The sequence below is a fragment of the Vibrio cyclitrophicus genome (genome assembly GCF_024347435.1).
Classification (GTDB): Bacteria; Pseudomonadota; Gammaproteobacteria; order Enterobacterales; family Vibrionaceae; genus Vibrio; species Vibrio cyclitrophicus.
In genome coordinates this window covers 1,553,744-1,576,229 of the sequence record NZ_AP025480.1, presented here as the reverse complement: position 1 = coordinate 1,576,229, position 22,486 = coordinate 1,553,744, and the positions used below count along the sequence as shown (strand labels likewise).

At 57.7% G+C, this 22,486-nt stretch carries 1 protein-coding gene (only partly in view); it reads right to left on the bottom strand.

Translation table 11 applies throughout. The features are described 5' to 3' along the window. Positions 1-36: 36 nt before the first annotated feature. Positions 37-22,486: the 3' portion of a VCBS domain-containing protein gene (locus tag OCW38_RS06815; protein ID WP_315974570.1), read on the bottom strand. The gene runs 12,359 nt beyond the window's last position; only the last 22,450 of its 34,809 coding nucleotides appear in the window; its start codon lies beyond the right edge, outside the window — the gene reads right to left on this strand; its stop codon occupies positions 37-39.

Here is a 22,486-nt window from a genome sequence, read left to right as displayed (position 1 = left end):
AAGATCTATTAAAAAAGGGCCTTTCGGCCCTTTTTGTTATTGTTCTGGTAAATTCACGAAGAGTTGATTAACCAAGTTACTTAAGTCGCTACTAATCACGCTGCCATCGCCTTGGGCATTCACTGAGTCAAATTGATTTCCCGTATTGTCGAGCACAATTGTTTGTGTTTGACCGCTGTTGCTCGCATCTTCAGAGATAGTAATCACTAAATCCTTATCCCCGCCACCATTATCGACTTTTTCAATCGTGATATGATCAAGTAAATCTGACATTGAATTTTCCGTTGGCAATAACTGCGATATATCTAAGTGATCTTGGCCTAAAGCAAAGTCGGTTATTGTATCAATATCGCCTTGGAACGGCTGGTCAACCCACTGGAACAAATCATCACCGCTGCCACCAGTCAAGATGTCATCACCTAACCCACCAATTAATAGATCATCACCCTCTCCACCATCAAGAAGGTCATTACCTTTATCTGCAACCAATACATCATCACCATCAAAACCCTGAAGTGCACTAGCATAATTTTGGGCTACCGCTATTGCGCCACCGTTATTATCTGACTCATAAGTACCAATAATCACTGACCCATCATTCAAAATTACTTCAAAAGATGCACCTATAAAGCTACTGCCTTGATCTACACCAAAATTGTCAGTATCGAATGTGAACCAAAACTCATCATCGCTGGTAAAATCACCATCAACAAAATTAGCAATCAGTACTGAAGAATCCGAGTCCATTGCATCCCAAATATTATCAGTTTGCTCGATGCCTTTTGACTCTGTTTGGTACAAAGGGTTTCGGCTATCACTGATATCCCAGTTAGCATTGTTGTCGATACTACTCAAGTCAATACTAATTTGCATTACTGACAAACTAGCAGCCAAGCTAGACAATACGAATCCGTATTGATTAGGGGTATTGTAAGTATTACCGGAACGAACGGTAGCAGTAATTGTTGCCAATTCTCCTATACTATTAGTCGGCGGCTTACCTATAATAATATCATCAGCTTGTGTTCCTGATAAAACAGAACTGTCGACAAAATTCACTTCAACACCAGCGCTATCTGAAACGCCATTTCCATCAATCACATAACTGAACTCATCACCACTTTCAGCGTTTGCTAAAATAACAGCTTCCCCATCTAGAGTAACTGTAGCCTCAGAGCTTTCGACACTAGAAACAATGGTATCTGAAGTTATTGCGTCTGAGTGCGTAAGATAATCAGTATCAATAGACAATGAAGAGTCACTGTTCAAATTAGTAATAATATTATTTACGTTTGCATCGACGGTCGCGTAGTAATCGATATTAAGCGTTAATTTTAGAGAGTCCTGATCTCCATCCCCATCTTCAACCTGCACTTGAATAACTTCACTCTCGTTTAATACATTTCGGTCGACGACGATACTGTAATAATATTCACCGGAGTCGAAATTAATCCTAAACTCCCCGCCTAACGCGGTTGAAACTGTAATTTCAGGTGAACTCACATCATACTCATAAGTGATGCCGTCGATGACAATCGATGTTATTGATACACCGTCAGCTCCTTCTAAAATACCGCCTTCGGTGTCAAACAACTTAACGTCACCACTAATACTGTTGTTATCAAAATACTCTAAAACTGTATTGGTCAAATCATCAGCATCATCAACCACAACAGCATAATTGCTATCATCATCGTCAGGATCAGGAGAATGTGCGATAGGCGTTAGCTCATCTAGTGGTGCGTTGCCGATACCTATAGCAAAAGAAATATCATAGTTTGATGAATCTAAGTAGCTATTCCAACTGTTTTGAAGAGTTGAACCCACGCTAAACCCATTATTAGGCTCACCATCTGAAATAAAGTACACAAAACTCTGGTCAGAAGTTGGCAAATCCCCACTGTCCATAACTTTTTCTAGTGCATCGCTATATCGTGTTCCACCGTTAGCTTGCAAGGATTCAAGGTACGTAACCACCTGAGCGACATCGTCTGATAGCCAACCAGAATTGACTATATTATTACCTGAGAAAGTAACTATTTGAACATTGACATCACCGGTATCATCAACTTCGCCAACGAGAGCCGTCAAGGCTTCAATTGCCGTTTCTAGATAGCTTTTCCCATTACCAGCTGAGTCGTCCATACTACCTGACAAGTCGAGAGCAAAAGTCAAATTTGTTGTTATAGGGTCTGATGTGGTCGTTAAGTTGCGTTCAACATCACTGACAATAGGCACATCATCAACGATATTAATATTAAGCTGCGCACTGTCCGTAACACCAACGCTATTTGATATCTCGTAATTAAAACTATCTACAATATCATCACCAATTGATGTATTCATTAATTCATATTCAAAGTCCCCTGAACGGAAGCCATTAGAATCATCAGTATATACAGTCAACGTACCGTAAGATGTAGTAACAACCACGATTCCATTTACTGGTGCCTGACCGTTAACTGCGCTAATTAACGTAGAACTACTAACGCCACTATCATTGTCGAGGATATTGCCGGTCACAATACTTGCGTCACTATTAGCATCAGTACCCGATTCAAGACCAGCTTCATATACCTCTTCGCTATTATCTTTAGCTACTGGTAATGAGTCTTGTGTAACTGTCAATTGAGCTGAAGACTCACTACCATCAGCATCAGTCAACTCGTATTGGAACGTATCTTGATTAGCCGAGCCTACGCTGTATTGAACCTCAACACTCTCTACCATAAAGTTATTGGTAGTACCGGTATAAAGCACCACAGTTTCAAAACCACTATCAGAAACAATAGTTAAGTCGTTACTACTTATAGTACCACTGTCAACTAGAGAGCCCTGATTGTCATATGCCTTCCAGAAAACTTCCTCACTGTTAACAACGCCATTCAAAGTAAAGTTAGCGACAGAAACCTCGCCGCTAAACTTAGTAACCAATGCTTCGTCGTAACGTATTTGACTGCCGTTTCCTTCGGAGTTGTCGTAGTAGATGCCAACTTTTTCGCTGATGTTGACTACACTGGCAGAGTTAGTGTTTAGGTTCGTAACATCAACTTGTCGATAATCGCTATAAGCATAAAGCTCAATACCGTTATTATTCAGCATGTCGTTTGTTGAAAACGACTTTACTTGGCCTTCAGCTTGGGTTGATTGGTAGCTATAGCTGCCGTCTTGATTAAACGTAGCAATAGCGGTACCTGTATCAATGACGATCTCACCGTCATTGTTCCATTCGTTGTATTTCTGGCCATCGAAAGTAATACTGGTTACTTTCGTAATATCACTACCTAAGTCATCCTTACCTGAACCATCGTTTTCACCAGAGATCAAGTTACCGAAGCCTAAACCGCCAAAGCCTACACTATCAAAGTCGTCAACTGCAGTCGGTCCACTATCCGTGACCGCGATTTCGATCTCAGTCCAATTGGAGTTTCCTTTACCATCAGTAACTAAATAATAAATGGAATCAGTTATTGCTACGCCTTGAGTATGATCCTGGCCTTGAGGAGCTTGATAACTAAATGAACCATCATCATTTATAGTTACCGTCCCACCTAAACTTGTAGAGAACGTCGAACCTGGAGAGGATACATCAACCTCATTTGTACCAGACGAGTCACTTGCTAGCGAAAGAACAGCCAAATTCGTGTCATCGTTATCAACATCGTTAACTAACAACTGATCAGGAGTAAAGGTGACTGTGCTACCTTCTTCGAGAGTTGCGGTATCTGGATTTCCGCTAGGAGCGTCATTACTACCAATAATATTAATAGTTGCTGTCGCCGTATCTGTTGCGCCATGTTCATCTGTAATTGTATATGTGAAGCTCTCAGTCGTTAGTTCCCCAGCTTGCAAGTAATCATAGACGTCGTTGGTGTCATAGTCGTAAGTCCCATCGGCATAAATAGTAAGCAATGCGCCACTTGGAAGAGTAACAACTGAACCATTAGTAATCGTCTGGCCATTTACAGCGGTCAATGAAAAGGTATCACTTTGGTCATCGATATCGTTTGCAAGAAGCCCTGCATTAGCGTCGGTCACAGATACGCCGTCGTCTTCATCAGCAATGATGGCACCATCACCTAGATCTATTCCGGTAACGCTAATTGAAGATAAGACATAATCAGAAGAATCCCCAACTCGTACACCATTCGAATCTGCTTCGAAGACTAACGTATCAAATACAATATCACCGGTGTCGATGCTAAAGTCGCCCGTAGAAGCGCCAGAATCCGTTTTGAATACTCCTGAAGCGACAAGCTCTCCATTATAATATGCAGACCAAGCACCTTGTTCTCCTTCATTTTCACCACCAAAAAGTCGTGAAACGCTAAAATCGACATTATTAGCTAACTCACTAAATTCAAATTTAATTTTTTCAGAGGTGTCAGATCCAGGATCATATTCAATCTGATCAGCAATTTGTCCGCTATCCCTAATAGAGCCTGCGACACCAATTCCAAAGCCACTTAATTCAGATATAGTCCCTGATGTCTCATTACCATCGGAGTCATAAGTGATGGCTTCAATCGAGAACAGAGGTTGGCCATCACTTCCAGTTGGAATTGTAATACCATCAGTGAAATCGGCAGAAGCAGTGTATTCCTGGCCTAACGAACCATCATCTATAGCGTCAACAGAGTTATAAGTTGGTGTATCGCTATCAACCGCCTTCGCATTGTCGCTATCGGTCGCCGTTAGGCTAACCGCTGGCAGTGTCTCGCCTGCATTTACCGCGTCAACACCCGCTTGCGTCAGTACCACATCGGTGCCGCTGATCGCGTAGTAACCATCGGTGTTTGTGCCCGGGGTGAAGGCAACACTTGGTGTGCCGTCTTCTTCATCCGACGCCGTGAACGTCGCCACCACGGTATCTACCGCCGCGTCGTTTTCATTGAACTCAGGCTCTGCCACCACATCGATGGTTGGCACATCGTTCGTGCCCGTGATGGTCACGGTCACGTCGTGTGTCGTGCCGTCGGCCGTTGCCACCGTGATGACGCGTGTCACTGGGTCGCTATCGCTGTCCAGTGCCTGTACATCCGCGTGGTCGTTGTTCAGATCGTACGTCCAGTTGCCCGCCGCATCGATGCTGAAGCTACCCCAGTTGCCATCCGCTACGTTCGTTTGCGTAACGAACACCGCTTCGCCTGCGTCTGGGTCAACCACGTCCAACTTGCCTGTCGCTAGGTCGGTCACGTCTTCTTGCACCGCGCCCGCGTCGTCGCCATCTTGGCTTGGGGTCACGACCGCTTTGTCGTCGCTGCCCGTGATGGTCACGGTCACGTCGTGTGTCGTGCCGTCGGCCGTTGCCACCGTGATGACGCGTGTCACTGGGTCGCTATCGCTGTCCAGTGCCTGTACATCCGCGTGGTCGTTGTTCAGATCGTACGTCCAGTTGCCCGCCGCATCGATGCTGAAGCTACCCCAGTTGCCATCCGCTACGTTCGTTTGCGTAACGAACACCGCTTCGCCTGCGTCTGGGTCAACCACGTCCAACTTGCCTGTCGCTAGGTCGGTCACGTCTTCTTGCACCGCGCCCGCGTCGTCGCCATCTTGGCTTGGGGTCACGACCGCTTTGTCGTCGCTGCCCGTGATGGTCACGGTCACGTCGTGTGTCGTGCCGTCGGCCGTTGCCACCGTGATGACGCGTGTCACTGGGTCGCTATCGCTGTCCAGTGCCTGTACATCCGCGTGGTCGTTGTTCAGATCGTACGTCCAGTTGCCCGCCGCATCGATGCTGAAGCTACCCCAGTTGCCATCCGCTACGTTCGTTTGCGTAACGAACACCGCTTCGCCTGCGTCTGGGTCAACCACGTCCAACTTGCCTGTCGCTAGGTCGGTCACGTCTTCTTGCACCGCGCCCGCGTCGTCGCCATCTTGGCTTGGGGTCACGACCGCTTTGTCGTCGCTGCCCGTGATGGTCACGGTCACGTCGTGTGTCGTGCCGTCGGCCGTTGCCACCGTGATGACGCGTGTCACTGGGTCGCTATCGCTGTCCAGTGCCTGTACATCCGCGTGGTCGTTGTTCAGATCGTACGTCCAGTTGCCCGCCGCATCGATGCTGAAGCTACCCCAGTTGCCATCCGCTACGTTCGTTTGCGTAACGAACACCGCTTCGCCTGCGTCTGGGTCAACCACGTCCAACTTGCCTGTCGCTAGGTCGGTCACGTCTTCTTGCACCGCGCCCGCGTCGTCGCCATCTTGGCTTGGGGTCACGACCGCTTTGTCGTCGCTGCCCGTGATGGTCACGGTCACGTCGTGTGTCGTGCCGTCGGCCGTTGCCACCGTGATGACGCGTGTCACTGGGTCGCTATCGCTGTCCAGTGCCTGTACATCCGCGTGGTCGTTGTTCAGATCGTACGTCCAGTTGCCCGCCGCATCGATGCTGAAGCTACCCCAGTTGCCATCCGCTACGTTCGTTTGCGTAACGAACACCGCTTCGCCTGCGTCTGGGTCAACCACGTCCAACTTGCCTGTCGCTAGGTCGGTCACGTCTTCTTGCACCGCGCCCGCGTCGTCGCCATCTTGGCTTGGGGTCACGACCGCTTTGTCGTCGCTGCCCGTGATGGTCACGGTCACGTCGTGTGTCGTGCCGTCGGCCGTTGCCACCGTGATGACGCGTGTCACTGGGTCGCTATCGCTGTCCAGTGCCTGTACATCCGCGTGGTCGTTGTTCAGATCGTACGTCCAGTTGCCCGCCGCATCGATGCTGAAGCTACCCCAGTTGCCATCCGCTACGTTCGTTTGCGTAACGAACACCGCTTCGCCTGCGTCTGGGTCAACCACGTCCAACTTGCCTGTCGCTAGGTCGGTCACGTCTTCTTGCACCGCGCCCGCGTCGTCGCCATCTTGGCTTGGGGTCACGACCGCTTTGTCGTCGCTGCCCGTGATGGTCACGGTCACGTCGTGTGTCGTGCCGTCGGCCGTTGCCACCGTGATGACGCGTGTCACTGGGTCGCTATCGCTGTCCAGTGCCTGTACATCCGCGTGGTCGTTGTTCAGATCGTACGTCCAGTTGCCCGCCGCATCGATGCTGAAGCTACCCCAGTTGCCATCCGCTACGTTCGTTTGCGTAACGAACACCGCTTCGCCTGCGTCTGGGTCAACCACGTCCAACTTGCCTGTCGCTAGGTCGGTCACGTCTTCTTGCACCGCGCCCGCGTCGTCGCCATCTTGGCTTGGGGTCACGACCGCTTTGTCGTCGCTGCCCGTGATGGTCACGGTCACGTCGTGTGTCGTGCCGTCGGCCGTTGCCACCGTGATGACGCGTGTCACTGGGTCGCTATCGCTGTCCAGTGCCTGTACATCCGCGTGGTCGTTGTTCAGATCGTACGTCCAGTTGCCCGCCGCATCGATGCTGAAGCTACCCCAGTTGCCATCCGCTACGTTCGTTTGCGTAACGAACACCGCTTCGCCTGCGTCTGGGTCAACCACGTCCAACTTGCCTGTCGCTAGGTCGGTCACGTCTTCTTGCACCGCGCCCGCGTCGTCGCCATCTTGGCTTGGGGTCACGACCGCTTTGTCGTCGCTGCCCGTGATGGTCACGGTCACGTCGTGTGTCGTGCCGTCGGCCGTTGCCACCGTGATGACGCGTGTCACTGGGTCGCTATCGCTGTCCAGTGCCTGTACATCCGCGTGGTCGTTGTTCAGATCGTACGTCCAGTTGCCCGCCGCATCGATGCTGAAGCTACCCCAGTTGCCATCCGCTACGTTCGTTTGCGTAACGAACACCGCTTCGCCTGCGTCTGGGTCAACCACGTCCAACTTGCCTGTCGCTAGGTCGGTCACGTCTTCTTGCACCGCGCCCGCGTCGTCGCCATCTTGGCTTGGGGTCACGACCGCTTTGTCGTCGCTGCCCGTGATGGTCACGGTCACGTCGTGTGTCGTGCCGTCGGCCGTTGCCACCGTGATGACGCGTGTCACTGGGTCGCTATCGCTGTCCAGTGCCTGTACATCCGCGTGGTCGTTGTTCAGATCGTACGTCCAGTTGCCCGCCGCATCGATGCTGAAGCTACCCCAGTTGCCATCCGCTACGTTCGTTTGCGTAACGAACACCGCTTCGCCTGCGTCTGGGTCAACCACGTCCAACTTGCCTGTCGCTAGGTCGGTCACGTCTTCTTGCACCGCGCCCGCGTCGTCGCCATCTTGGCTTGGGGTCACGACCGCTTTGTCGTCGCTGCCCGTGATGGTCACGGTCACGTCGTGTGTCGTGCCGTCGGCCGTTGCCACCGTGATGACGCGTGTCACTGGGTCGCTATCGCTGTCCAGTGCCTGTACATCCGCGTGGTCGTTGTTCAGATCGTACGTCCAGTTGCCCGCCGCATCGATGCTGAAGCTACCCCAGTTGCCATCCGCTACGTTCGTTTGCGTAACGAACACCGCTTCGCCTGCGTCTGGGTCAACCACGTCCAACTTGCCTGTCGCTAGGTCGGTCACGTCTTCTTGCACCGCGCCCGCGTCGTCGCCATCTTGGCTTGGGGTCACGACCGCTTTGTCGTCGCTGCCCGTGATGGTCACGGTCACGTCGTGTGTCGTGCCGTCGGCCGTTGCCACCGTGATGACGCGTGTCACTGGGTCGCTATCGCTGTCCAGTGCCTGTACATCCGCGTGGTCGTTGTTCAGATCGTACGTCCAGTTGCCCGCCGCATCGATGCTGAAGCTACCCCAGTTGCCATCCGCTACGTTCGTTTGCGTAACGAACACCGCTTCGCCTGCGTCTGGGTCAACCACGTCCAACTTGCCTGTCGCTAGGTCGGTCACGTCTTCTTGCACCGCGCCCGCGTCGTCGCCATCTTGGCTTGGGGTCACGACCGCTTTGTCGTCGCTGCCCGTGATGGTCACGGTCACGTCGTGTGTCGTGCCGTCGGCCGTTGCCACCGTGATGACGCGTGTCACTGGGTCGCTATCGCTGTCCAGTGCCTGTACATCCGCGTGGTCGTTGTTCAGATCGTACGTCCAGTTGCCCGCCGCATCGATGCTGAAGCTACCCCAGTTGCCATCCGCTACGTTCGTTTGCGTAACGAACACCGCTTCGCCTGCGTCTGGGTCAACCACGTCCAACTTGCCTGTCGCTAGGTCGGTCACGTCTTCTTGCACCGCGCCCGCGTCGTCGCCATCTTGGCTTGGGGTCACGACCGCTTTGTCGTCGCTGCCCGTGATGGTCACGGTCACGTCGTGTGTCGTGCCGTCGGCCGTTGCCACCGTGATGACGCGTGTCACTGGGTCGCTATCGCTGTCCAGTGCCTGTACATCCGCGTGGTCGTTGTTCAGATCGTACGTCCAGTTGCCCGCCGCATCGATGCTGAAGCTACCCCAGTTGCCATCCGCTACGTTCGTTTGCGTAACGAACACCGCTTCGCCTGCGTCTGGGTCAACCACGTCCAACTTGCCTGTCGCTAGGTCGGTCACGTCTTCTTGCACCGCGCCCGCGTCGTCGCCATCTTGGCTTGGGGTCACGACCGCTTTGTCGTCGCTGCCCGTGATGGTCACGGTCACGTCGTGTGTCGTGCCGTCGGCCGTTGCCACCGTGATGACGCGTGTCACTGGGTCGCTATCGCTGTCCAGTGCCTGTACATCCGCGTGGTCGTTGTTCAGATCGTACGTCCAGTTGCCCGCCGCATCGATGCTGAAGCTACCCCAGTTGCCATCCGCTACGTTCGTTTGCGTAACGAACACCGCTTCGCCTGCGTCTGGGTCAACCACGTCCAACTTGCCTGTCGCTAGGTCGGTCACGTCTTCTTGCACCGCGCCCGCGTCGTCGCCATCTTGGCTTGGGGTCACGACCGCTTTGTCGTCGCTGCCCGTGATGGTCACGGTCACGTCGTGTGTCGTGCCGTCGGCCGTTGCCACCGTGATGACGCGTGTCACTGGGTCGCTATCGCTGTCCAGTGCCTGTACATCCGCGTGGTCGTTGTTCAGATCGTACGTCCAGTTGCCCGCCGCATCGATGCTGAAGCTACCCCAGTTGCCATCCGCTACGTTCGTTTGCGTAACGAACACCGCTTCGCCTGCGTCTGGGTCAACCACGTCCAACTTGCCTGTCGCTAGGTCGGTCACGTCTTCTTGCACCGCGCCCGCGTCGTCGCCATCTTGGCTTGGGGTCACGACCGCTTTGTCGTCGCTGCCCGTGATGGTCACGGTCACGTCGTGTGTCGTGCCGTCGGCCGTTGCCACCGTGATGACGCGTGTCACTGGGTCGCTATCGCTGTCCAGTGCCTGTACATCCGCGTGGTCGTTGTTCAGATCGTACGTCCAGTTGCCCGCCGCATCGATGCTGAAGCTACCCCAGTTGCCATCCGCTACGTTCGTTTGCGTAACGAACACCGCTTCGCCTGCGTCTGGGTCAACCACGTCCAACTTGCCTGTCGCTAGGTCGGTCACGTCTTCTTGCACCGCGCCCGCGTCGTCGCCATCTTGGCTTGGGGTCACGACCGCTTTGTCGTCGCTGCCCGTGATGGTCACGGTCACGTCGTGTGTCGTGCCGTCGGCCGTTGCCACCGTGATGACGCGTGTCACTGGGTCGCTATCGCTGTCCAGTGCCTGTACATCCGCGTGGTCGTTGTTCAGATCGTACGTCCAGTTGCCCGCCGCATCGATGCTGAAGCTACCCCAGTTGCCATCCGCTACGTTCGTTTGCGTAACGAACACCGCTTCGCCTGCGTCTGGGTCAACCACGTCCAACTTGCCTGTCGCTAGGTCGGTCACGTCTTCTTGCACCGCGCCCGCGTCGTCGCCATCTTGGCTTGGGGTCACGACCGCTTTGTCGTCGCTGCCCGTGATGGTCACGGTCACGTCGTGTGTCGTGCCGTCGGCCGTTGCCACCGTGATGACGCGTGTCACTGGGTCGCTATCGCTGTCCAGTGCCTGTACATCCGCGTGGTCGTTGTTCAGATCGTACGTCCAGTTGCCCGCCGCATCGATGCTGAAGCTACCCCAGTTGCCATCCGCTACGTTCGTTTGCGTAACGAACACCGCTTCGCCTGCGTCTGGGTCAACCACGTCCAACTTGCCTGTCGCTAGGTCGGTCACGTCTTCTTGCACCGCGCCCGCGTCGTCGCCATCTTGGCTTGGGGTCACGACCGCTTTGTCGTCGCTGCCCGTGATGGTCACGGTCACGTCGTGTGTCGTGCCGTCGGCCGTTGCCACCGTGATGACGCGTGTCACTGGGTCGCTATCGCTGTCCAGTGCCTGTACATCCGCGTGGTCGTTGTTCAGATCGTACGTCCAGTTGCCCGCCGCATCGATGCTGAAGCTACCCCAGTTGCCATCCGCTACGTTCGTTTGCGTAACGAACACCGCTTCGCCTGCGTCTGGGTCAACCACGTCCAACTTGCCTGTCGCTAGGTCGGTCACGTCTTCTTGCACCGCGCCCGCGTCGTCGCCATCTTGGCTTGGGGTCACGACCGCTTTGTCGTCGCTGCCCGTGATGGTCACGGTCACGTCGTGTGTCGTGCCGTCGGCCGTTGCCACCGTGATGACGCGTGTCACTGGGTCGCTATCGCTGTCCAGTGCCTGTACATCCGCGTGGTCGTTGTTCAGATCGTACGTCCAGTTGCCCGCCGCATCGATGCTGAAGCTACCCCAGTTGCCATCCGCTACGTTCGTTTGCGTAACGAACACCGCTTCGCCTGCGTCTGGGTCAACCACGTCCAACTTGCCTGTCGCTAGGTCGGTCACGTCTTCTTGCACCGCGCCCGCGTCGTCGCCATCTTGGCTTGGGGTCACGACCGCTTTGTCGTCGCTGCCCGTGATGGTCACGGTCACGTCGTGTGTCGTGCCGTCGGCCGTTGCCACCGTGATGACGCGTGTCACTGGGTCGCTATCGCTGTCCAGTGCCTGTACATCCGCGTGGTCGTTGTTCAGATCGTACGTCCAGTTGCCCGCCGCATCGATGCTGAAGCTACCCCAGTTGCCATCCGCTACGTTCGTTTGCGTAACGAACACCGCTTCGCCTGCGTCTGGGTCAACCACGTCCAACTTGCCTGTCGCTAGGTCGGTCACGTCTTCTTGCACCGCGCCCGCGTCGTCGCCATCTTGGCTTGGGGTCACGACCGCTTTGTCGTCGCTGCCCGTGATGGTCACGGTCACGTCGTGTGTCGTGCCGTCGGCCGTTGCCACCGTGATGACGCGTGTCACTGGGTCGCTATCGCTGTCCAGTGCCTGTACATCCGCGTGGTCGTTGTTCAGATCGTACGTCCAGTTGCCCGCCGCATCGATGCTGAAGCTACCCCAGTTGCCATCCGCTACGTTCGTTTGCGTAACGAACACCGCTTCGCCTGCGTCTGGGTCAACCACGTCCAACTTGCCTGTCGCTAGGTCGGTCACGTCTTCTTGCACCGCGCCCGCGTCGTCGCCATCTTGGCTTGGGGTCACGACCGCTTTGTCGTCGCTGCCCGTGATGGTCACGGTCACGTCGTGTGTCGTGCCGTCGGCCGTTGCCACCGTGATGACGCGTGTCACTGGGTCGCTATCGCTGTCCAGTGCCTGTACATCCGCGTGGTCGTTGTTCAGATCGTACGTCCAGTTGCCCGCCGCATCGATGCTGAAGCTACCCCAGTTGCCATCCGCTACGTTCGTTTGCGTAACGAACACCGCTTCGCCTGCGTCTGGGTCAACCACGTCCAACTTGCCTGTCGCTAGGTCGGTCACGTCTTCTTGCACCGCGCCCGCGTCGTCGCCATCTTGGCTTGGGGTCACGACCGCTTTGTCGTCGCTGCCCGTGATGGTCACGGTCACGTCGTGTGTCGTGCCGTCGGCCGTTGCCACCGTGATGACGCGTGTCACTGGGTCGCTATCGCTGTCCAGTGCCTGTACATCCGCGTGGTCGTTGTTCAGATCGTACGTCCAGTTGCCCGCCGCATCGATGCTGAAGCTACCCCAGTTGCCATCCGCTACGTTCGTTTGCGTAACGAACACCGCTTCGCCTGCGTCTGGGTCAACCACGTCCAACTTGCCTGTCGCTAGGTCGGTCACGTCTTCTTGCACCGCGCCCGCGTCGTCGCCATCTTGGCTTGGGGTCACGACCGCTTTGTCGTCGCTGCCCGTGATGGTCACGGTCACGTCGTGTGTCGTGCCGTCGGCCGTTGCCACCGTGATGACGCGTGTCACTGGGTCGCTATCGCTGTCCAGTGCCTGTACATCCGCGTGGTCGTTGTTCAGATCGTACGTCCAGTTGCCCGCCGCATCGATGCTGAAGCTACCCCAGTTGCCATCCGCTACGTTCGTTTGCGTAACGAACACCGCTTCGCCTGCGTCTGGGTCAACCACGTCCAACTTGCCTGTCGCTAGGTCGGTCACGTCTTCTTGCACCGCGCCCGCGTCGTCGCCATCTTGGCTTGGGGTCACGACCGCTTTGTCGTCGCTGCCCGTGATGGTCACGGTCACGTCGTGTGTCGTGCCGTCGGCCGTTGCCACCGTGATGACGCGTGTCACTGGGTCGCTATCGCTGTCCAGTGCCTGTACATCCGCGTGGTCGTTGTTCAGATCGTACGTCCAGTTGCCCGCCGCATCGATGCTGAAGCTACCCCAGTTGCCATCCGCTACGTTCGTTTGCGTAACGAACACCGCTTCGCCTGCGTCTGGGTCAACCACGTCCAACTTGCCTGTCGCTAGGTCGGTCACGTCTTCTTGCACCGCGCCCGCGTCGTCGCCATCTTGGCTTGGGGTCACGACCGCTTTGTCGTCGCTGCCCGTGATGGTCACGGTCACGTCGTGTGTCGTGCCGTCGGCCGTTGCCACCGTGATGACGCGTGTCACTGGGTCGCTATCGCTGTCCAGTGCCTGTACATCCGCGTGGTCGTTGTTCAGATCGTACGTCCAGTTGCCCGCCGCATCGATGCTGAAGCTACCCCAGTTGCCATCCGCTACGTTCGTTTGCGTAACGAACACCGCTTCGCCTGCGTCTGGGTCAACCACGTCCAACTTGCCTGTCGCTAGGTCGGTCACGTCTTCTTGCACCGCGCCCGCGTCGTCGCCATCTTGGCTTGGGGTCACGACCGCTTTGTCGTCGCTGCCCGTGATGGTCACGGTCACGTCGTGTGTCGTGCCGTCGGCCGTTGCCACCGTGATGACGCGTGTCACTGGGTCGCTATCGCTGTCCAGTGCCTGTACATCCGCGTGGTCGTTGTTCAGATCGTACGTCCAGTTGCCCGCCGCATCGATGCTGAAGCTACCCCAGTTGCCATCCGCTACGTTCGTTTGCGTAACGAACACCGCTTCGCCTGCGTCTGGGTCAACCACGTCCAACTTGCCTGTCGCTAGGTCGGTCACGTCTTCTTGCACCGCGCCCGCGTCGTCGCCATCTTGGCTTGGGGTCACGACCGCTTTGTCGTCGCTGCCCGTGATGGTCACGGTCACGTCGTGTGTCGTGCCGTCGGCCGTTGCCACCGTGATGACGCGTGTCACTGGGTCGCTATCGCTGTCCAGTGCCTGTACATCCGCGTGGTCGTTGTTCAGATCGTACGTCCAGTTGCCCGCCGCATCGATGCTGAAGCTACCCCAGTTGCCATCCGCTACGTTCGTTTGCGTAACGAACACCGCTTCGCCTGCGTCTGGGTCAACCACGTCCAACTTGCCTGTCGCTAGGTCGGTCACGTCTTCTTGCACCGCGCCCGCGTCGTCGCCATCTTGGCTTGGGGTCACGACCGCTTTGTCGTCGCTGCCCGTGATGGTCACGGTCACGTCGTGTGTCGTGCCGTCGGCCGTTGCCACCGTGATGACGCGTGTCACTGGGTCGCTATCGCTGTCCAGTGCCTGTACATCCGCGTGGTCGTTGTTCAGATCGTACGTCCAGTTGCCCGCCGCATCGATGCTGAAGCTACCCCAGTTGCCATCCGCTACGTTCGTTTGCGTAACGAACACCGCTTCGCCTGCGTCTGGGTCAACCACGTCCAACTTGCCTGTCGCTAGGTCGGTCACGTCTTCTTGCACCGCGCCCGCGTCGTCGCCATCTTGGCTTGGGGTCACGACCGCTTTGTCGTCGCTGCCCGTGATGGTCACGGTCACGTCGTGTGTCGTGCCGTCGGCCGTTGCCACCGTGATGACGCGTGTCACTGGGTCGCTATCGCTGTCCAGTGCCTGTACATCCGCGTGGTCGTTGTTCAGATCGTACGTCCAGTTGCCCGCCGCATCGATGCTGAAGCTACCCCAGTTGCCATCCGCTACGTTCGTTTGCGTAACGAACACCGCTTCGCCTGCGTCTGGGTCAACCACGTCCAACTTGCCTGTCGCTAGGTCGGTCACGTCTTCTTGCACCGCGCCCGCGTCGTCGCCATCTTGGCTTGGGGTCACGACCGCTTTGTCGTCGCTGCCCGTGATGGTCACGGTCACGTCGTGTGTCGTGCCGTCGGCCGTTGCCACCGTGATGACGCGTGTCACTGGGTCGCTATCGCTGTCCAGTGCCTGTACATCCGCGTGGTCGTTGTTCAGATCGTACGTCCAGTTGCCCGCCGCATCGATGCTGAAGCTACCCCAGTTGCCATCCGCTACGTTCGTTTGCGTAACGAACACCGCTTCGCCTGCGTCTGGGTCAACCACGTCCAACTTGCCTGTCGCTAGGTCGGTCACGTCTTCTTGCACCGCGCCCGCGTCGTCGCCATCTTGGCTTGGGGTCACGACCGCTTTGTCGTCGCTGCCCGTGATGGTCACGGTCACGTCGTGTGTCGTGCCGTCGGCCGTTGCCACCGTGATGACGCGTGTCACTGGGTCGCTATCGCTGTCCAGTGCCTGTACATCCGCGTGGTCGTTGTTCAGATCGTACGTCCAGTTGCCCGCCGCATCGATGCTGAAGCTACCCCAGTTGCCATCCGCTACGTTCGTTTGCGTAACGAACACCGCTTCGCCTGCGTCTGGGTCAACCACGTCCAACTTGCCTGTCGCTAGGTCGGTCACGTCTTCTTGCACCGCGCCCGCGTCGTCGCCATCTTGGCTTGGGGTCACGACCGCTTTGTCGTCGCTGCCCGTGATGGTCACGGTCACGTCGTGTGTCGTGCCGTCGGCCGTTGCCACCGTGATGACGCGTGTCACTGGGTCGCTATCGCTGTCCAGTGCCTGTACATCCGCGTGGTCGTTGTTCAGATCGTACGTCCAGTTGCCCGCCGCATCGATGCTGAAGCTACCCCAGTTGCCATCCGCTACGTTCGTTTGCGTAACGAACACCGCTTCGCCTGCGTCTGGGTCAACCACGTCCAACTTGCCTGTCGCTAGGTCGGTCACGTCTTCTTGCACCGCGCCCGCGTCGTCGCCATCTTGGCTTGGGGTCACGACCGCTTTGTCGTCGCTGCCCGTGATGGTCACGGTCACGTCGTGTGTCGTGCCGTCGGCCGTTGCCACCGTGATGACGCGTGTCACTGGGTCGCTATCGCTGTCCAGTGCCTGTACATCCGCGTGGTCGTTGTTCAGATCGTACGTCCAGTTGCCCGCCGCATCGATGCTGAAGCTACCCCAGTTGCCATCCGCTACGTTCGTTTGCGTAACGAACACCGCTTCGCCTGCGTCTGGGTCAACCACGTCCAACTTGCCTGTCGCTAGGTCGGTCACGTCTTCTTGCACCGCGCCCGCGTCGTCGCCATCTTGGCTTGGGGTCACGACCGCTTTGTCGTCGCTGCCCGTGATGGTCACGGTCACGTCGTGTGTCGTGCCGTCGGCCGTTGCCACCGTGATGACGCGTGTCACTGGGTCGCTATCGCTGTCCAGTGCCTGTACATCCGCGTGGTCGTTGTTCAGATCGTACGTCCAGTTGCCCGCCGCATCGATGCTGAAGCTACCCCAGTTGCCATCCGCTACGTTCGTTTGCGTAACGAACACCGCTTCGCCTGCGTCTGGGTCAACCACGTCCAACTTGCCTGTCGCTAGGTCGGTCACGTCTTCTTGCACCGCGCCCGCGTCGTCGCCATCTTGGCTTGGGGTCACGACCGCTTTGTCGTCGCTGCCCGTGATGGTCACGGTCACGTCGTGTGTCGTGCCGTCGGCCGTTGCCACCGTGATGACGCGTGTCACTGGGTCGCTATCGCTGTCCAGTGCCTGTACATCCGCGTGGTCGTTGTTCAGATCGTACGTCCAGTTGCCCGCCGCATCGATGCTGAAGCTACCCCAGTTGCCATCCGCTACGTTCGTTTGCGTAACGAACACCGCTTCGCCTGCGTCTGGGTCAACCACGTCCAACTTGCCTGTCGCTAGGTCGGTCACGTCTTCTTGCACCGCGCCCGCGTCGTCGCCATCTTGGCTTGGGGTCACGACCGCTTTGTCGTCGCTGCCCGTGATGGTCACGGTCACGTCGTGTGTCGTGCCGTCGGCCGTTGCCACCGTGATGACGCGTGTCACTGGGTCGCTATCGCTGTCCAGTGCCTGTACATCCGCGTGGTCGTTGTTCAGATCGTACGTCCAGTTGCCCGCCGCATCGATGCTGAAGCTACCCCAGTTGCCATCCGCTACGTTCGTTTGCGTAACGAACACCGCTTCGCCTGCGTCTGGGTCAACCACGTCCAACTTGCCTGTCGCTAGGTCGGTCACGTCTTCTTGCACCGCGCCCGCGTCGTCGCCATCTTGGCTTGGGGTCACGACCGCTTTGTCGTCGCTGCCCGTGATGGTCACGGTCACGTCGTGTGTCGTGCCGTCGGCCGTTGCCACCGTGATGACGCGTGTCACTGGGTCGCTATCGCTGTCCAGTGCCTGTACATCCGCGTGGTCGTTGTTCAGATCGTACGTCCAGTTGCCCGCCGCATCGATGCTGAAGCTACCCCAGTTGCCATCCGCTACGTTCGTTTGCGTAACGAACACCGCTTCGCCTGCGTCTGGGTCAACCACGTCCAACTTGCCTGTCGCTAGGTCGGTCACGTCTTCTTGCACCGCGCCCGCGTCGTCGCCATCTTGGCTTGGGGTCACGACCGCTTTGTCGTCGCTGCCCGTGATGGTCACGGTCACGTCGTGTGTCGTGCCGTCGGCCGTTGCCACCGTGATGACGCGTGTCACTGGGTCGCTATCGCTGTCCAGTGCCTGTACATCCGCGTGGTCGTTGTTCAGATCGTACGTCCAGTTGCCCGCCGCATCGATGCTGAAGCTACCCCAGTTGCCATCCGCTACGTTCGTTTGCGTAACGAACACCGCTTCGCCTGCGTCTGGGTCAACCACGTCCAACTTGCCTGTCGCTAGGTCGGTCACGTCTTCTTGCACCGCGCCCGCGTCGTCGCCATCTTGGCTTGGGGTCACGACCGCTTTGTCGTCGCTGCCCGTGATGGTCACGGTCACGTCGTGTGTCGTGCCGTCGGCCGTTGCCACCGTGATGACGCGTGTCACTGGGTCGCTATCGCTGTCCAGTGCCTGTACATCCGCGTGGTCGTTGTTCAGATCGTACGTCCAGTTGCCCGCCGCATCGATGCTGAAGCTACCCCAGTTGCCATCCGCTACGTTCGTTTGCGTAACGAACACCGCTTCGCCTGCGTCTGGGTCAACCACGTCCAACTTGCCTGTCGCTAGGTCGGTCACGTCTTCTTGCACCGCGCCCGCGTCGTCGCCATCTTGGCTTGGGGTCACGACCGCTTTGTCGTCGCTGCCCGTGATGGTCACGGTCACGTCGTGTGTCGTGCCGTCGGCCGTTGCCACCGTGATGACGCGTGTCACTGGGTCGCTATCGCTGTCCAGTGCCTGTACATCCGCGTGGTCGTTGTTCAGATCGTACGTCCAGTTGCCCGCCGCATCGATGCTGAAGCTACCCCAGTTGCCATCCGCTACGTTCGTTTGCGTAACGAACACCGCTTCGCCTGCGTCTGGGTCAACCACGTCCAACTTGCCTGTCGCTAGGTCGGTCACGTCTTCTTGCACCGCGCCCGCGTCGTCGCCATCTTGGCTTGGGGTCACGACCGCTTTGTCGTCGCTGCCCGTGATGGTCACGGTCACGTCGTGTGTCGTGCCGTCGGCCGTTGCCACCGTGATGACGCGTGTCACTGGGTCGCTATCGCTGTCCAGTGCCTGTACATCCGCGTGGTCGTTGTTCAGATCGTACGTCCAGTTGCCCGCCGCATCGATGCTGAAGCTACCCCAGTTGCCATCCGCTACGTTCGTTTGCGTAACGAACACCGCTTCGCCTGCGTCTGGGTCAACCACGTCCAACTTGCCTGTCGCTAGGTCGGTCACGTCTTCTTGCACCGCGCCCGCGTCGTCGCCATCTTGGCTTGGGGTCACGACCGCTTTGTCGTCGCTGCCCGTGATGGTCACGGTCACGTCGTGTGTCGTGCCGTCGGCCGTTGCCACCGTGATGACGCGTGTCACTGGGTCGCTATCGCTGTCCAGTGCCTGTACATCCGCGTGGTCGTTGTTCAGATCGTACGTCCAGTTGCCCGCCGCATCGATGCTGAAGCTACCCCAGTTGCCATCCGCTACGTTCGTTTGCGTAACGAACACCGCTTCGCCTGCGTCTGGGTCAACCACGTCCAACTTGCCTGTCGCTAGGTCGGTCACGTCTTCTTGCACCGCGCCCGCGTCGTCGCCATCTTGGCTTGGGGTCACGACCGCTTTGTCGTCGCTGCCCGTGATGGTCACGGTCACGTCGTGTGTCGTGCCGTCGGCCGTTGCCACCGTGATGACGCGTGTCACTGGGTCGCTATCGCTGTCCAGTGCCTGTACATCCGCGTGGTCGTTGTTCAGATCGTACGTCCAGTTGCCCGCCGCATCGATGCTGAAGCTACCCCAGTTGCCATCCGCTACGTTCGTTTGCGTAACGAACACCGCTTCGCCTGCGTCTGGGTCAACCACGTCCAACTTGCCTGTCGCTAGGTCGGTCACGTCTTCTTGCACCGCGCCCGCGTCGTCGCCATCTTGGCTTGGGGTCACGACCGCTTTGTCGTCGCTGCCCGTGATGGTCACGGTCACGTCGTGTGTCGTGCCGTCGGCCGTTGCCACCGTGATGACGCGTGTCACTGGGTCGCTATCGCTGTCCAGTGCCTGTACATCCGCGTGGTCGTTGTTCAGATCGTACGTCCAGTTGCCCGCCGCATCGATGCTGAAGCTACCCCAGTTGCCATCCGCTACGTTCGTTTGCGTAACGAACACCGCTTCGCCTGCGTCTGGGTCAACCACGTCCAACTTGCCTGTCGCTAGGTCGGTCACGTCTTCTTGCACCGCGCCCGCGTCGTCGCCATCTTGGCTTGGGGTCACGACCGCTTTGTCGTCGCTGCCCGTGATGGTCACGGTCACGTCGTGTGTCGTGCCGTCGGCCGTTGCCACCGTGATGACGCGTGTCACTGGGTCGCTATCGCTGTCCAGTGCCTGTACATCCGCGTGGTCGTTGTTCAGATCGTACGTCCAGTTGCCCGCCGCATCGATGCTGAAGCTACCCCAGTTGCCATCCGCTACGTTCGTTTGCGTAACGAACACCGCTTCGCCTGCGTCTGGGTCAACCACGTCCAACTTGCCTGTCGCTAGGTCGGTCACGTCTTCTTGCACCGCGCCCGCGTCGTCGCCATCTTGGCTTGGGGTCACGACCGCTTTGTCGTCGCTGCCCGTGATGGTCACGGTCACGTCGTGTGTCGTGCCGTCGGCCGTTGCCACCGTGATGACGCGTGTCACTGGGTCGCTATCGCTGTCCAGTGCCTGTACATCCGCGTGGTCGTTGTTCAGATCGTACGTCCAGTTGCCCGCCGCATCGATGCTGAAGCTACCCCAGTTGCCATCCGCTACGTTCGTTTGCGTAACGAACACCGCTTCGCCTGCGTCTGGGTCAACCACGTCCAACTTGCCTGTCGCTAGGTCGGTCACGTCTTCTTGCACCGCGCCCGCGTCGTCGCCATCTTGGCTTGGGGTCACGACCGCTTTGTCGTCGCTGCCCGTGATGGTCACGGTCACGTCGTGTGTCGTGCCGTCGGCCGTTGCCACCGTGATGACGCGTGTCACTGGGTCGCTATCGCTGTCCAGTGCCTGTACATCCGCGTGGTCGTTGTTCAGATCGTACGTCCAGTTGCCCGCCGCATCGATGCTGAAGCTACCCCAGTTGCCATCCGCTACGTTCGTTTGCGTAACGAACACCGCTTCGCCTGCGTCTGGGTCAACCACGTCCAACTTGCCTGTCGCTAGGTCGGTCACGTCTTCTTGCACCGCGCCCGCGTCGTCGCCATCTTGGCTTGGGGTCACGACCGCTTTGTCGTCGCTGCCCGTGATGGTCACGGTCACGTCGTGTGTCGTGCCGTCGGCCGTTGCCACCGTGATGACGCGTGTCACTGGGTCGCTATCGCTGTCCAGTGCCTGTACATCCGCGTGGTCGTTGTTCAGATCGTACGTCCAGTTGCCCGCCGCATCGATGCTGAAGCTACCCCAGTTGCCATCCGCTACGTTCGTTTGCGTAACGAACACCGCTTCGCCTGCGTCTGGGTCAACCACGTCCAACTTGCCTGTCGCTAGGTCGGTCACGTCTTCTTGCACCGCGCCCGCGTCGTCGCCATCTTGGCTTGGGGTCACGACCGCTTTGTCGTCGCTGCCCGTGATGGTCACGGTCACGTCGTGTGTCGTGCCGTCGGCCGTTGCCACCGTGATGACGCGTGTCACTGGGTCGCTATCGCTGTCCAGTGCCTGTACATCCGCGTGGTCGTTGTTCAGATCGTACGTCCAGTTGCCCGCCGCATCGATGCTGAAGCTACCCCAGTTGCCATCCGCTACGTTCGTTTGCGTAACGAACACCGCTTCGCCTGCGTCTGGGTCAACCACGTCCAACTTGCCTGTCGCTAGGTCGGTCACGTCTTCTTGCACCGCGCCCGCGTCGTCGCCATCTTGGCTTGGGGTCACGACCGCTTTGTCGTCGCTGCCCGTGATGGTCACGGTCACGTCGTGTGTCGTGCCGTCGGCCGTTGCCACCGTGATGACGCGTGTCACTGGGTCGCTATCGCTGTCCAGTGCCTGTACATCCGCGTGGTCGTTGTTCAGATCGTACGTCCAGTTGCCCGCCGCATCGATGCTGAAGCTACCCCAGTTGCCATCCGCTACGTTCGTTTGCGTAACGAACACCGCTTCGCCTGCGTCTGGGTCAACCACGTCCAACTTGCCTGTCGCTAGGTCGGTCACGTCTTCTTGCACCGCGCCCGCGTCGTCGCCATCTTGGCTTGGGGTCACGACCGCTTTGTCGTCGCTGCCCGTGATGGTCACGGTCACGTCGTGTGTCGTGCCGTCGGCCGTTGCCACCGTGATGACGCGTGTCACTGGGTCGCTATCGCTGTCCAGTGCCTGTACATCCGCGTGGTCGTTGTTCAGATCGTACGTCCAGTTGCCCGCCGCATCGATGCTGAAGCTACCCCAGTTGCCATCCGCTACGTTCGTTTGCGTAACGAACACCGCTTCGCCTGCGTCTGGGTCAACCACGTCCAACTTGCCTGTCGCTAGGTCGGTCACGTCTTCTTGCACCGCGCCCGCGTCGTCGCCATCTTGGCTTGGGGTCACGACCGCTTTGTCGTCGCTGCCCGTGATGGTCACGGTCACGTCGTGTGTCGTGCCGTCGGCCGTTGCCACC